Here is a 12,634-nt window from a genome sequence, read left to right on the forward strand (position 1 = left end):
AGGTTTTGGCAGGAATTGTATATTATTTGGCATTCAGTGTCATGTAAAAAGATAGTTTTTTTCAGTATTATGATCATAACGAAAAAACGAAAGAAGGACATTATGATGAAAACTATTTTGATTACCGGTGCCAGCAGTGGGATTGGCTACCAAACCGCTCAAAAATTAGCTGAACAAGGCCACAAGGTTTATGGGGCAGCACGACGCGTTGAAAAAATGGCTCCGTTGGAAAAATTTGGTGTGACACCACTTAAACTAGATGTGACCAATCAGTTTTCGATCGATGCGGCAATTAAGCAAGTGATCGCTGAAAGTGGGCGAATCGATGTGCTGATCAATAATGCTGGTTATGGTTCTTATGGGGCAATCGAAGATGTTTCGATCGCAGAAGCAAAGCAGCAGTTTGAGGTTAATTTATTTGGTTTAGCTAGTTTGACCAAAGCAGTCTTACCATATATGCAAAAGCAAAAAAGTGGACGAATCATTAATACGTCGTCAATGGGTGGTCGCTTAGTTTCCTATTTAGGTGCTTGGTATCATGCCACTAAGTATGCGGTGGAAGCTTTTAGTGATGCCTTGCGGATGGAAGTTAAACCGTTTGGCATCGATGTTGTCCTAATCGAACCAGGTGGCATCAAAACTAATTGGGGCTTTATTGCCGCAGATCACTTGGAAAAATCAGCTAAAGACGGTGCTTATGCCGCAGTTGCAAAGAAAACGGCTGAAGGCATGCGCAAACAGTATTCTGGTCGCATGATGTCTGACCCGAAAGTGATTTCCAATGCCATGAGTAAAGCTGTTAATCGGCGTCGCCCCCGAACTCGTTATGTTGTTGGTATGGGTGCAAAACCGTTAATTTTCTTGCATGCAATTTTACCGGCCAGGGCATTTGATTATATGATGACCCACGCCAGTTAAGGGGATGTTTTAAAATGAAGATCGCGGTGGCGCAGCAATTCCAGAATTTCCTGACCACGATCGGGATTTCTTTGACGGATATTTTGCAAAAGGCGCAGATACCTAATCGGATTCAACATGAAGAATTGAAATTGACGACGTTAGAATATTATCGTTTGTTGCAAGGCATTGATGCGGTTATTAGTGATGACCAGCTATTATCATTTAGTGATATTGATAATATTAATATGTTCATGCCCCCTTTTTTTGCGGCATTATGCTCCCATGATGGGTTAACTGCGATCCAGCGATTGGCGAAGTATAAGCAATTGGTCGGTCCGTTACGGTTGGAGTTCACCAAAAGCCAACAGACGTTTAGTATCCATTTTGCCTATGTTTATCCTAATTTGGAATTGCCACGGTTTGCCTTGTTAAATGAGCAATTATTGCTGATCAGTTTGGTGCGTAAAGGCACTGGCCAGACAATCAAGCCACTGTTAATGACGGGACCGTATCCGCTTGGCGTAACGCTACAAGATTATGTGGGGACCGCGGCGCAGTTGACCACCGACAATCAAATCGTGTTTCAATTAACCGATTTAGCCCAGCCATTTTTGACTGGCAATAATACGATGCTGACTTATTTGGAACCGCAAATGCAGCAGCGCATTACTGCAGTGGGGCAGGCGGTGTCGTTTACCAGTGTGGTCCAAAGTCGGTTATATACTGCAATTCCGGCTGGTGCGTTTACTTTAGAGGACATCGCCAGTGGTTTAGGCGTTAGTGTGCGGACTTTGCAACGTAATCTAAGTGCGGAGAATACGACCTTCAACCAGCAGATCAAGTACATTCAAAAAACGTTGGCTTTAGGCTATTTAAAGGACCCTAAACTAACGGTTGCTGAAATTGCCTATTTAGTTGGTTACGCTGATCCTAGTTCATTTTCACGGGCGTTTAAAGGCTGGACCGGGCAAACGATTTCTCAGTATCGTTAAAGCTTTGGCACAAATCGTTAATAAATCGGCACGGTACGCTATGCCATTTTGCGGGTATACTCCATATAATGGCATTATACAAGAATGTGGAGGTGCGCAATGAAAGTTATTCTGATCACGGGTGCCAGTAGTGGCATCGGTTATACCGCGGCCAAATTATTGGCCCAACAAGGCAATCAAGTTTATGGTGCTGCTCGGCGCGCCGAAAAGTTAGCGGCAATCAAAGAATTCGGCGCCATACCAGTATCGCTGGACGTCACCGATGAAGCGTCAGTCCAAGCCGCAGTCAAGCAGGTGATCGACCAAGCTGGCCGTATCGATGTGTTGATCAATAATGCCGGTTATGGTTCCTATGGGCCGGTAGAAGCGGTCCCATTGAATGAAGCTAAATACCAATTTGACGTCAATGTTTTTGGTGTGGCCAGTGTGACCAAAGCGGTGTTACCAACGATGCGGCAACAGCATTCCGGCTTGATCATCAACATTTCTTCCGTTGGCGGCCGCGTCACTAGCCATTTTGGTGATTGGTATCATGCCAGTAAATACGCCGTCGAAGCGCTAAGCGATGCCTTACGTTTGGAATTAAAGGAATTCGGCATCAATGTATCGATCATTGAACCAGGTGGTATCAAGTCTGAATGGGGCGGCATCGCGGCGGACCATTTGGAAAAAGCTGGCCAGGGCACGGCTTACGCGGCGCAAACTAAAAAATCAGCGACTGCTTTGCGCAAGCAGTTTAGCAATCCCATGATGGTCGCAGATCCTAGCACGATCGCCAAGACCGTCGCCAAAGCAGTCAAAAGTTCGCGACCAAAACCGCGCTACTTACCGGGGATGGTGGCTAAATCAATGGTTTGCTTGCACACCATATTGCCGACACGGTGGTTCGATCGCATTATGTTAATGGCAAATTAATAAGAGAATCGAGCAATGCCGTAAAATGGTATTGCCCGATTTTTTGCGTTTTACTGAATTGATCAATGCATAATAGTTATAGCTAATCATAAAACATAAGTATTGGTTATTTATTGCTTTTGGTTTTAAACTGAGTTTATTGAAATTGAAAAATTGAACAAAGGGCTTGACTTGTAGTTCACTCAAACCAATATACTGATGGAGCAATGTAAGGAGGTCAGCAATTGAGTCGTTTAACGATCACACAAGTGAGTGAAAAATATGGCATTAATGCCAATACGCTGCGTTACTATGAGCGCATTGGTTTATTGCCGCCAGTACCACGACAAAAAAATGGTAATCGGTACTATGATGATGGTATTCAAGGCTGGATCGAAATGATCGTTTGTTTACGGCATTCTGGCGTGCCGGTCGAGGCGCTATATGATTACGCGGAAATGGTCCGTGCCGGCGATAGTACCCTAGCGGCACGGCAAGTGCTGTTGGAAGAGCAAGAACAGGAATTAGTGGCCCAACAGGCCAGCTTACAACGGTCGATCGATCGCTTGCGGCATAAAATTTCCTTGTATAAAAGTGGGACGATCAAAGCCAATAAAAGTTATTTTGAAGAATATCAGATCGCAGCCGAAATTGCGGCGGATAATAAGAAGAAACAAGAACTACAGGATAAGGATGAATCATTTTAGGAGGGATCAGGGATGTATTTAATCAATGTGACGATCAAAGAAGCCGCAGCGGAACCAGAATCAGCAGCCCATTTGGCGCAACACCAAGCATGGTTCCAGCGTTATTTTGACCAAGGCAATTTCTTGTTGCTCGGGCCATCGCAAACGTATCAACGGGCAGGTGTGATCGTGGCGCAAGCAGCGGATCGGGCTGAATTGGATCGTATTTTGGCTGAAGATGCTTACTATCCAGATTTGGCCAATTATGCGGTCAACGAATTTACCGCGCTGAAAATTGCGGCGAATATAACTGATTATCAAGCTAAATAAGGAGTGATCATGATGACAACAATGCAAACTGAATTAAAAATGCCTAAAATCGCCATGGGTGCATGGGCCTGGGGCGACGCCACTGACGGTAATGGTTATTTTGGCAATGATTATACGGAAGCCGATTTTAAGCCGGTTTTTGAAAAAGCCTTGCAGGAAGGGCTAAATTTATGGGATACCGCAGCGGTTTACGGCATGGGTGCTTCGGAAAAGATCTTAGGTGATCTCGCTCGCGGCACTGAGCGGCGTGAGCTACTATTAGCGACGAAATTTACCCCCCAGATCGCTGATGGCACCGCTGAAGCAGCAACCCACATGTTTACAGCTAGTATGGAACGGTTGGGCACTGATTATGCGGATATTTATTGGATCCATAACCCTGCTGATGTGCAGCGTTGGACGCCACAGTTAGTACCGTTAGCTAAAAGTGGTCAAGTCAAATATATTGGCGTTTCCAATCATAATTTAGCTGAGATCAAACAGGCGCAAAGCATTCTAGAAGCGGCGGGCTTAAAATTAGCCGCGGTCCAGAACCATTTAAGTTTGTTAAATCGTTCTTCGGAAAATGCGGGGATCATCGATTATTGCCGTGAAAATGACATCACGTTCTTCTCATACATGGTGTTAGAACAAGGCGCGCTTTCCGGTAAATATGATGCCGCACATCCATTTCCAGCTGGTAGTGCCCGTGCACAGTCGTATAATGGTCAATTAGCTGAATTAGGTGATTTGATCGCTGAAATGCGGACTGTAGCGACAGCACATGGCGCAACAGTCGCCCAAATTGCTACGGCTTGGGCAATTAGTAAAGGCACCGTACCGATCGTGGGTGTGACTAAAGTTAAGCACGTTGAAGATGCGGCTAATGCAGCTAACATCGAGTTAACGGCGGCTGAAGTGACGACGCTAGAAACATTAGCTGCCAAAACTGGTGTTGCAACGATTCGCGAATGGGAAAAAGATATGCAGTAGGGAGGTCATTTGATGACAGGATGGACAGCACAGCAATTAGCCGCTTTTAAAACGGCCGATGATTTTCACGTTTCACCATATTATACGGATGGTAAAACCTATGGCACACCGACTTGGATCTGGTCAGTGGTGGTCGCCGATCAACTCTATATTCGCGCTTGGAATGGGCAACGCTCACGGTGGTATCAGGCCGCGATCAGGCAACAAGCCGGCAAAATTTCACTAGCCGGTCAGGATTACCAAGTTCAATTTGCCGCAGCCGCTGATGATGCGGCCTTGAATCAGCAGATCGATGCTGCGTACCAAGCTAAATACCAGGGCAGTCCGTATTTGCCGCCGATGTTAGCTGCCGGGCCAGTCAGTGCGACGGTGCGAGTGACCCCAGTTCAAGACAAATAAGTTGCGTTAATGCGATAGTCAGTTTTATGTTTTAGTAAAACGCTTTTTAGGAGGCAATTATGAAAATTAGTGATTTTAAAGACGATACCCGTATTTTTGAGATCTATCCGGAAATCGAAGTTAAAAAAGCGACCTTTAAAAATCGTTTTGGCATCGATATTGTTGGTGATCTCTATTTGCCCGTCGGTTACGCGACTAAAAAATCAGCGGCGATCGTGGTCAGCGGTCCTTTTGGTGCGGTCAAGGAACAGTCATCAGGTCTTTATGCGCAAGAATTTGCGCGCTGGGGCTTTGTTGCGATCGCGTTTGATCCATCTTACACCGGTGAAAGTGGCGGGGCAGTCAGAAATGTTGCTTCACCGGAAATGTTCACCGAAGACTATAGTGCCGCCGTCGATTTCCTTGGTTTATTGCCGTATGTTGACCGCGAGCGCATCGGAGCCCAGGCAATTTGTGGCTTAAGCGGCATGGCGCTAACGGCAGCGGCGACCGACACGCGGATCAAAGCGGTGGCGACAGCTTCGATGTACGATATGTCGCGCAGTATTAGTCAAGGCTATCGCGATAGTTATACGGATGCGGAAAAACTAAAGATTCGTAATTATCTTGGCGAACGGCGCTGGCAAGATGCGGCGGCTGGGCAGTATGAAACTGGCCCCCACGAAATCTTATTTGATGAAAATGATGAACCGTTGACTGATTCCCATGGGTTACCAGATGAATTACCGGAAAATCCTAATCCGATCTTGAAGGTTTTCTATGACTATTATAAAACCAAACGTGGCTACCATCCGCGCTCGATCAATTCAACTTCAGCGTGGACGGCAACGACACCGCAATCGTTCTTTAGTTTTCCGCTGATGACGAATATTAAAGCAATTTCACCGCGGCCAGTGCTTTTGATCGCCGGCGAAAAAGCGCACTCATTGTATTGGTCCGAAGATGTCTATCAAGCAGCGGCGGAACCTAAAGAGTTGATCGTAGTGCCTGGTGCGAATCACGTAGACTTGTATGATCGCAAAGACATGATTCCTTTTGATCGACTACGAGAATTCTTCAGTCAGAATTTAGCTTAAATTATAGGAGGTAATCAAGTGACTAAAATTATGATCGTTGGTGCTTATGGCGCCATGGCCCAATTAGTGACCGAAAAATTGTTAAAAGAAACGGATAACGAATTGATTCTCTTTTTACGGCAGGCAGAACGCTTAGCCCAATATCAGGATAATCCCCGAGTCCAATTAGTTGATGGTGATGTGTTGGCCACGGATCAACTAGCCACCGCGATGGCACCAGCTGATTTGGTTTATTCCAACCTAGGTGGCGTTGATTTAGCGGAACAAATCGCAAGTGTGATCAAGGCAATGCAACAAACGGGTAAAACGCGGCTAGTTTATATCAGTTCGTTAGGCGCTCATCATGAAGTTCCTGGAAAATACGGCGAGTGGAACGAACAAGCGATCCACGATTATTTGCCTGGCTTCCGTGCCGCTGCCAAATTAGTGGCCGCTTCCGGTTTGACTTATACGGAAGTACGCCCAGCTTGGTTGACCAACAACGATGAAGTGGACTATGAAACTACACAGGTGGATGAACCCTTTAAGGGGACAGAAGTTTCCCGTAAAAGTGTCGCCGACTTTGTTTTCAACGTGTTGACACAGCCAGATACGCACCGTAACGAAAGTGTCGGCTTGAACAAACCTAATACTGACGGTGACAAACCAAGCTGGATGTAGATACGCACAGTAGAATTTATTTGTACTAAATTAATATAGTTGTGTTGATTTATATAATTATGAATAGATATATTATTGGCATTTTTTTGTGTTAGATTAGGTACTAGATGGATCTATCAATTTGAAAGGAAACGAACGCCGCATAATCAAATTCATGGTTATTCGACGTTCTGGGTATGGAAATTATGAAATCTGCAATTTTTGAAAAGGCTGGTTTGGTGACCGTTCAAGATATTGACAAACCAAGTCTACAAGCTGATGATGATGTGATTATCAAAGTTGTACGCGCCTGTGTTTGTGGCTCTGATCTGTGGGCTTATGCGCATGGTGATAATAAGCAACCCCATTCTACAAACGATGGTCATGAAGCCATCGGGATCGTTGAAGAAATCGGTTCGGCTATTACAACAGTAAAGCCCGGTGACTTTGTAATTGCACCATTTACTCATGGTTGTGGCGAATGCGATGCCTGTCGTGCCGGATTTGACGGAACTTGCGATCGTCATCAAGGTGCAACTAACTGGTCTAATGGTTTCCAATCAGAATATATTCGCTTCCAGTATGCCAACTGGGCGTTGGTCAAGGTTCCTGGACAGCCTGGCGACTACACAGAAGGAATGATCAAATCATTAACGACTTTAGCCGATGTGATGCCAACCGGGTATCATGCGGCGCGTTGTGCCGATGTTCAAAAAGGTGATAAAGTTGTTGTCGTTGGTGATGGTGCTGTTGGTCAGTGTGCCGTTATTGCCGCAAAACTGCGTGGTGCCTCACAGATTGTACTGATGAGTCGTCATGAAGATCGTCAGCAGATGGCATTGCAGTCGGGTGTGACAGCTGTTGTTGCTGAACGTGGTAAGCAAGGAATTGCTAAAGTTCGTGAGATTCTTGGTGGTGGCGCTGATGCTGCACTTGAATGTGTGGGTACAGAATCTGCCATTGACCAGGCACTGGGCGTACTTCACAATGGTGGACGAATTGGTTATGTCGGTGTGCCACACTATAATAACCACGCCTTAGGATCAACCTTTGCACAAAATATTTCGGTAGCTGGGGGCTCTGCTTCAGTGACGACTTATGATAAGCAACTATTGCTTAAGGCCGTTCTGGATGGCGAAATTAACCCTGGCCGTGTTTTCACCGAAACATACAGCTTAGATAACATCAACCAAGCTTACCAAGATATGCAAGAACGTAAAACAATTAAATCAATGGTTGTTGTATCTGACTAATCTTAAATTTGCTATTACACGACATTTCGCTTGGGTGTCGTGTTTTTGTTTCCTAGTCATCAACGGAATTTGACAAAGAACTAACAAAAGTTAAAATTTTTTTGCCACAGAAGTGTGAGAATGGTCAAGTTTATCCAATTCTAAATAAAGTTGTTTCAAAAAAATACCGATAAAGCCCTAAACTAGTAGGCAAATATCGGTATTTTTGTTGTGCTATAAAAGTATGAGTTGCTAATTAGTCCATTTAGTAGGCTGCGTATGACGAAATGATCCCATCTTTTCGAATAATTCTGGAATGTGCTTTGCAGTCACAAATAGATCTAAGTTTTCCTTGGGTGCAAAACCTGCCTCTGCAGCCTGGTTGAGTAATTGAATTAATGGCTCGTAAAAACCATCTACATTTAAGAGCGCGAGTGGATTCTGGTGCAGATTGATTTGGCTCCAAGATAACATGGTGAAAAATTCTTCGAAGGTGCCAAAGCCACCAGGCAAGGCGATAAAAGCATCTGAGGCATCCAACATATATTGCTTACGTTCTGAAATATCGGCAGTGGTGATAATCTTATCATTCGGAATTCGAGCTAATTTTTCATTTACAAGTACTTTGGGGATGACACCTAAAACATCGCCACCCTTGTTTAGCATCTCGTTACCTAAAACGCCCATCAAACCCAGACGTCCACCACCATACACTAATCGATAGTGATGAACAGCTAAATAGTCGGCAAGTTCAATGGTTATTTTTTTATAATTTTCGTCATAACCAGTATTTGATCCGCAGAATACACAAATTGATCGAATTGATTTCATGTTTTTATCTCCTAATAAAAAAAGAATGTCCATAAGTTAGGAAACTTAGAGACATTCTTTTAAAACTTATTTGTGGTCTTTAGGTTCACCAATATCGTAGTCTTTATCAGACATTGTTTCGAGTTGACCTAAACGGTAACCATTGCCAACTTGTGAAAAGAAGTCATGGTTTGCAGTTCCTGTTGAAATACCGTTCATCACGATTGGGTTAACATCAGCTTCAGTATCAGGGAAGAGTGGATTTTGTCCCAGGTTCATTAGAGCCTTGTTAGCATTGTAACGAGTGAAAGTTAACACTTGATCCGTCCAGCCAACTTGGTCATACAAAACGTGAACATATTTTTCTTCGTTATCATACAGTTCATAAAGGAAATTAAACATCCAGTCTTTAAGTTCTTGTTGTTTAGTTTCAGACAACTCTTTGAGTGCTAACTGGAATTTGTAACCAATATAAGTACCATGAACTGATTCGTCACGTAAAATTAACTTAATAATTTCAGCAACGTTGGTTAATTTGTTGTGACCCAAGTAGTAAAGGGGTGTAAAGAAACCAGAGTAGAATAAGAAAGTTTCAAGGAAGACACTAGAGATTTTCTTCTTTAGTGGATCGCCGTCATCATGATATAACGTGTAAATTTTCTTAGTTTTGTTCTGCAAAAATTCTTCACTATCACTCCATGAGAAAATCTCACTAATTTCGTCTGGTGTATTTAAAGTTTCAAAAATTGATGAATAACTTTTTGAATGAACAGATTCCATGAATTGAATGTTATTTAGAACGGCGGTTTCGTGTGGTGTACGCACGTCTTTTCGCAAGGCTGCCATTCCATCTTGAGATTGTAAGGTATCAAGTAAAGTCAAGCCTCCGAAGACGTGACCTACAACCCATTTATGATCTTCGTCTAACGTACGCCAATCGTCAAGATCATTTGAAATAGGAATTCGTGTGTCTAACCAAAATTGTTCTGTTAGTTTTTCCCAGGTTGCCTTATCAATTTCATCGGAAACCTGATTCCAATTGATGGCTTTATAGTTGCCATCAGCACTCCATTTAATTGGATCTAGCTTTGAATCTGCCATTATTTTAATTCCTTTCTGAATAGTTAAATTGAACAGCTTTCACATTGATTGACGCCGACTTCGCCATCGTTATCGGTGAAAGTTCTAATATAATAAATAGATTTGATTCCCTTATTATACGCATAATTTCGTAAAATATTCAAATCGCGAGTAGTCATTTTATTAGTTCGTCCATCTTTCCACTCGTAAATACCTTCAGGAATGGTTGAGCGCATGAAGAAAGTCATACTCATGCCTTGATCGACGTGCTGTTGAGCAGCAGCGTAAATATCAACGACTTTGCGCATATCAATATCATAGGCTGATTGATAGTATTTTAAAGTGCTGTTGTCAAGGTATGGAGCTGGGAAGTAAATCTTTCCAATTTTCTTTTCTTGACGCTCTTCAACCCGGTTAACAATGGGCTGCAAACTAGCTGTGGCGTCATTAATATAGGAAATGGAACCTGTAGGAGCAACTGCCATGCGATTCTGGTGATACAGGCCATCTTTCATGACTGCTGCCTTTAATGCTTGCCAATCTTTTTTGGTAGGAATTGAGATTGATTTAAATAATTCTTTAGACTTTTCAGTCTTTGGACCCCAATCCTTATCAATGTATTTGTCAAAGTAACTACCATCGGCATATTTACTCTTTTCAAAATTATGAAAAGTCGTTTGACGTTCTCGAGCAATTTCATTCGAAGCTTTTAAGGTCCAGTAGTTTAAAAGCATAAAGTAAACACTTGTAAAATCTAAGGAATCTGAATCACCATAGTACATATGATTCTTAGCAAGAAAACCGTGCAAACCCATAGCACCTAAACCAATGGTGTGGGCTAGTGAATTGCCATTTTGAATGGAAGGAACCACATTAATGTTGGAATGATCAGTTACAAAAGTTAACGCACGAACCATTGTTTCAACAGAATGGCCGAAATTAGGCGTATTCATCATATTTACGATGTTAGTTGAACCTAAGTTACAACTAATATCCGTACCCAATTTTGTATATGCTTGTTTATCATCAATTTCAGATGGTGTTTGAACTTGCATAATTTCAGAACACAAATTACTCATTACTATCTTTCCATAGATCGGATTGTCACGGTTAGCCGTGTCGACGTTAACGACATATGGGTAACCAGATTCTTGTTGTAATTTGGAAAGCTCATTTTCTAAATCACGAGCTTTAAGTTTTGTTTTGGTAATTTCGGGATTAGCCACCATGTTGTCATATTCCTTAGTAATATCAACATACGAGAATGGTTTGCCGTAGTACTTTTCAACTGAATAGGGGCTAAAGAGATACATATCCTGATCTTCACGAGCAAGCTCGTAAAATTTATCCGGTACGACCACGCCAAGCGATAACGTTTTGACACGAATCTTTTCATCGGCATTTTCCTTTTTTGCAGAAAGAAAGGCGATAATGTCCGGATGGAAAATGTTTAAGTAGACAACTCCAGCACCCTGACGTTGACCGAGTTGATTAGCATAGGAAAAACTATCTTCTAGAAGCTTCATAACAGGGACTACGCCACTAGCTGCGCCTTCAATACCTTTAATTGGGGCACCAGCTTCTCGTAGGTTACTTAAGTTGATTCCCACGCCACCACCAAGTTTGGATAACTGAAGTGCTGAATTAATGGTTCGACCGATGGCGTTCATGTCATCAGTTGCTTGAATTAAGAAACACGAAACTAATTCGCCACGATGTTTACGACCGGCATTTAGGAAACTGGGAGTAGCAGGTTGGTAACGTTGATGAATAATTTCATCGGCAATTGCCATGGCCAAATCTTCGTCACCCTCGGCAAAATAGGTGGCATTCATGGCAACACGATCGGTAAAGTCTTCCAAGTAGTAGCTATTGTCGTTAGTTTTCAATGCATACTGAGCGTAAAACTTATAAGCCGCCATAAATGATTTAAAGTGAAAATGTTGGTCTTTCAAATAGGTATATAGTTTTTCAAGAAACTGTGGTGAGTACTTTTTTATCGAATCTTCATCAATATAATCATTTTTAATGAGGTAATCGAATCGATCCTGCAAAGAGTCAAATTTTTTGGTGTTGGGTTCCACATTTTGTGCTAAGAAGGCAGCCAATGCATCATGATCTTTGTTGAGCGGAATTTGGTTGTTGACCGGAATATTAATTTCATTGTTTAAGTCATAATAGGTGACATCTTTTAAGTTCTTGAGACTCATATTTTCCACGCCTTTCTGCGATAACAATTAAAATAGGGATAAATAAAAAACGCCTAGCTGTCATAATGTGCAGCATGTGCGTTTTAATCAGCCTGATACAGTGATATATGAATTGCTAAATAGCAAGTTGTTTTAAAACGTCAGGTCGAAATCCGGCAATTGGTTCATTACCGTTTGATTCCACAACAGGGACTGCTTGGAATCCACGTGACTTCAAATAATCGATATAATCAGGATTTGTATTAATATTACGTTCTTTAAATGGAATGTTATGTTCGCTTAAGAAACGTTTTGTCATCTTACATTGCATACAGTTGTTTTTAGTATAAATTGTTACTTCACTCATGTAATCACCTTCAATTCTCTGTTTCTTTTATGTTTTAACTGATAGATTTAGTATACAGCATAAAATGT

Annotated in this window: 14 protein-coding genes; 10 read left to right on the forward strand and 4 right to left on the reverse strand. The window is 42.5% G+C overall.

The features are described 5' to 3' along the window. Positions 1-105 precede the first annotated feature (105 nt). The 10 genes from IV87_RS04210 to IV87_RS04255 all read left to right on the forward strand — a co-directional run bounded on the left by IV87_RS04210 (position 106) and on the right by IV87_RS04255 (position 8,141). Complete coding sequence (locus IV87_RS04210; protein ID WP_057805770.1) at positions 106-918, forward strand: oxidoreductase; 813 nt, start codon at positions 106-108, stop codon at positions 916-918. 14 nt (positions 919-932) lie between these two features. After that, positions 933-1,892 carry a helix-turn-helix transcriptional regulator gene (locus IV87_RS04215; RefSeq protein ID WP_057805772.1) on the forward strand — a complete coding sequence of 320 codons (960 nt, stop codon included), beginning with the start codon at positions 933-935 and terminating at the stop codon, positions 1,890-1,892. Positions 1,893-1,991: 99 nt separating this feature from the next. Further along, positions 1,992-2,807 (forward strand): oxidoreductase, encoded by an 816-nt coding sequence (locus tag IV87_RS04220; RefSeq protein WP_082623511.1) that lies wholly within the window; start codon positions 1,992-1,994, stop codon positions 2,805-2,807. Between the two features lie 224 nt (positions 2,808-3,031). Then, complete coding sequence (locus IV87_RS04225) at positions 3,032-3,493, forward strand: MerR family transcriptional regulator (RefSeq protein ID WP_057805775.1); 462 nt, start codon at positions 3,032-3,034, stop codon at positions 3,491-3,493. A 12-nt stretch (positions 3,494-3,505) separates the two neighbouring features. Further along, positions 3,506-3,802: a YciI family protein gene (locus tag IV87_RS04230; RefSeq protein ID WP_057805778.1), complete on the forward strand. Its 297-nt coding sequence runs from the start codon at positions 3,506-3,508 to the stop codon at positions 3,800-3,802. A gap of 54 nt (positions 3,803-3,856) precedes the next feature. Further along, positions 3,857-4,774 carry an aldo/keto reductase gene (locus IV87_RS04235; protein ID WP_236698966.1) on the forward strand — a complete coding sequence of 306 codons (918 nt, stop codon included), beginning with the start codon at positions 3,857-3,859 and terminating at the stop codon, positions 4,772-4,774. A 12-nt stretch (positions 4,775-4,786) separates the two neighbouring features. Further along, positions 4,787-5,173, forward strand: a complete 387-nt coding sequence (locus tag IV87_RS04240) for a DUF2255 family protein (RefSeq protein ID WP_057805780.1) — start codon at positions 4,787-4,789, stop codon at positions 5,171-5,173. A gap of 59 nt (positions 5,174-5,232) precedes the next feature. Next, the gene (locus tag IV87_RS04245; RefSeq protein WP_057805782.1) at positions 5,233-6,249 is read left to right on the forward strand and encodes an alpha/beta hydrolase; all 1,017 of its coding nucleotides are present in this window, start codon (positions 5,233-5,235) and stop codon (positions 6,247-6,249) included. Positions 6,250-6,267: 18 nt separating this feature from the next. After that, the gene (locus tag IV87_RS04250; RefSeq protein ID WP_057805784.1) at positions 6,268-6,909 is read left to right on the forward strand and encodes an NAD(P)H-binding protein; all 642 of its coding nucleotides are present in this window, start codon (positions 6,268-6,270) and stop codon (positions 6,907-6,909) included. A 185-nt stretch (positions 6,910-7,094) separates the two neighbouring features. Continuing rightward, positions 7,095-8,141 carry a zinc-binding dehydrogenase gene (locus IV87_RS04255; RefSeq protein ID WP_057805786.1) on the forward strand — a complete coding sequence of 349 codons (1,047 nt, stop codon included), beginning with the start codon at positions 7,095-7,097 and terminating at the stop codon, positions 8,139-8,141. A gap of 231 nt (positions 8,142-8,372) precedes the next feature. Here the strand turns inward: IV87_RS04255 and IV87_RS04260 are convergent, their stop codons facing one another. From IV87_RS04260 to IV87_RS04275, 4 genes are all read right to left on the reverse strand, one after another. Beyond that, complete coding sequence (locus IV87_RS04260) at positions 8,373-8,951, reverse strand: LOG family protein (protein ID WP_057805788.1); 579 nt, start codon at positions 8,949-8,951, stop codon at positions 8,373-8,375. 66 nt (positions 8,952-9,017) lie between these two features. After that, on the reverse strand, positions 9,018-10,031 hold the full coding sequence (gene nrdF, locus IV87_RS04265; protein WP_057805790.1) for a class 1b ribonucleoside-diphosphate reductase subunit beta: 1,014 nt from the start codon (positions 10,029-10,031) through the stop codon (positions 9,018-9,020). Between the two features lie 23 nt (positions 10,032-10,054). Beyond that, the gene (gene nrdE, locus IV87_RS04270; protein WP_057805792.1) at positions 10,055-12,220 is read right to left on the reverse strand and encodes a class 1b ribonucleoside-diphosphate reductase subunit alpha; all 2,166 of its coding nucleotides are present in this window, start codon (positions 12,218-12,220) and stop codon (positions 10,055-10,057) included. Positions 12,221-12,335: 115 nt separating this feature from the next. Continuing rightward, the gene (locus IV87_RS04275; protein ID WP_046871054.1) at positions 12,336-12,566 is read right to left on the reverse strand and encodes a redoxin NrdH; all 231 of its coding nucleotides are present in this window, start codon (positions 12,564-12,566) and stop codon (positions 12,336-12,338) included. Positions 12,567-12,634 lie beyond the last annotated feature (68 nt).

This window comes from Pediococcus ethanolidurans, from assembly GCF_001437405.1.
In the GTDB taxonomy this organism is placed as follows: Bacteria; Bacillota; Bacilli; order Lactobacillales; family Lactobacillaceae; genus Pediococcus; species Pediococcus ethanolidurans.

Bases quoted from the DNA above. Each gene is read 5' to 3' on its own strand.
- IV87_RS04220 (WP_082623511.1), top strand. From the start codon at position 1,992: ATGAAAGTTATTCTGATCACGGGTGCCAGTAGTGGCATCGGTTATACC.
- IV87_RS04215 (WP_057805772.1), top strand. From the start codon at position 933: ATGAAGATCGCGGTGGCGCAGCAATTCCAGAATTTCCTGACCACGATC.
- IV87_RS04240 (WP_057805780.1), top strand. From the start codon at position 4,787: ATGACAGGATGGACAGCACAGCAATTAGCCGCTTTTAAAACGGCCGAT.
- IV87_RS04210 (WP_057805770.1), top strand. From the start codon at position 106: ATGAAAACTATTTTGATTACCGGTGCCAGCAGTGGGATTGGCTACCAA.
- IV87_RS04255 (WP_057805786.1), top strand. From the start codon at position 7,095: ATGAAATCTGCAATTTTTGAAAAGGCTGGTTTGGTGACCGTTCAAGAT.
- nrdE (WP_057805792.1), bottom strand. From the start codon at position 12,220: ATGAGTCTCAAGAACTTAAAAGATGTCACCTATTATGACTTAAACAAT.
- IV87_RS04275 (WP_046871054.1), bottom strand. From the start codon at position 12,566: ATGAGTGAAGTAACAATTTATACTAAAAACAACTGTATGCAATGTAAG.
- IV87_RS04260 (WP_057805788.1), bottom strand. From the start codon at position 8,951: ATGAAATCAATTCGATCAATTTGTGTATTCTGCGGATCAAATACTGGT.
- IV87_RS04245 (WP_057805782.1), top strand. From the start codon at position 5,233: ATGAAAATTAGTGATTTTAAAGACGATACCCGTATTTTTGAGATCTAT.
- IV87_RS04235 (WP_236698966.1), top strand. From the start codon at position 3,857: ATGGGTGCATGGGCCTGGGGCGACGCCACTGACGGTAATGGTTATTTT.
- IV87_RS04230 (WP_057805778.1), top strand. From the start codon at position 3,506: ATGTATTTAATCAATGTGACGATCAAAGAAGCCGCAGCGGAACCAGAA.
- nrdF (WP_057805790.1), bottom strand. From the start codon at position 10,031: ATGGCAGATTCAAAGCTAGATCCAATTAAATGGAGTGCTGATGGCAAC.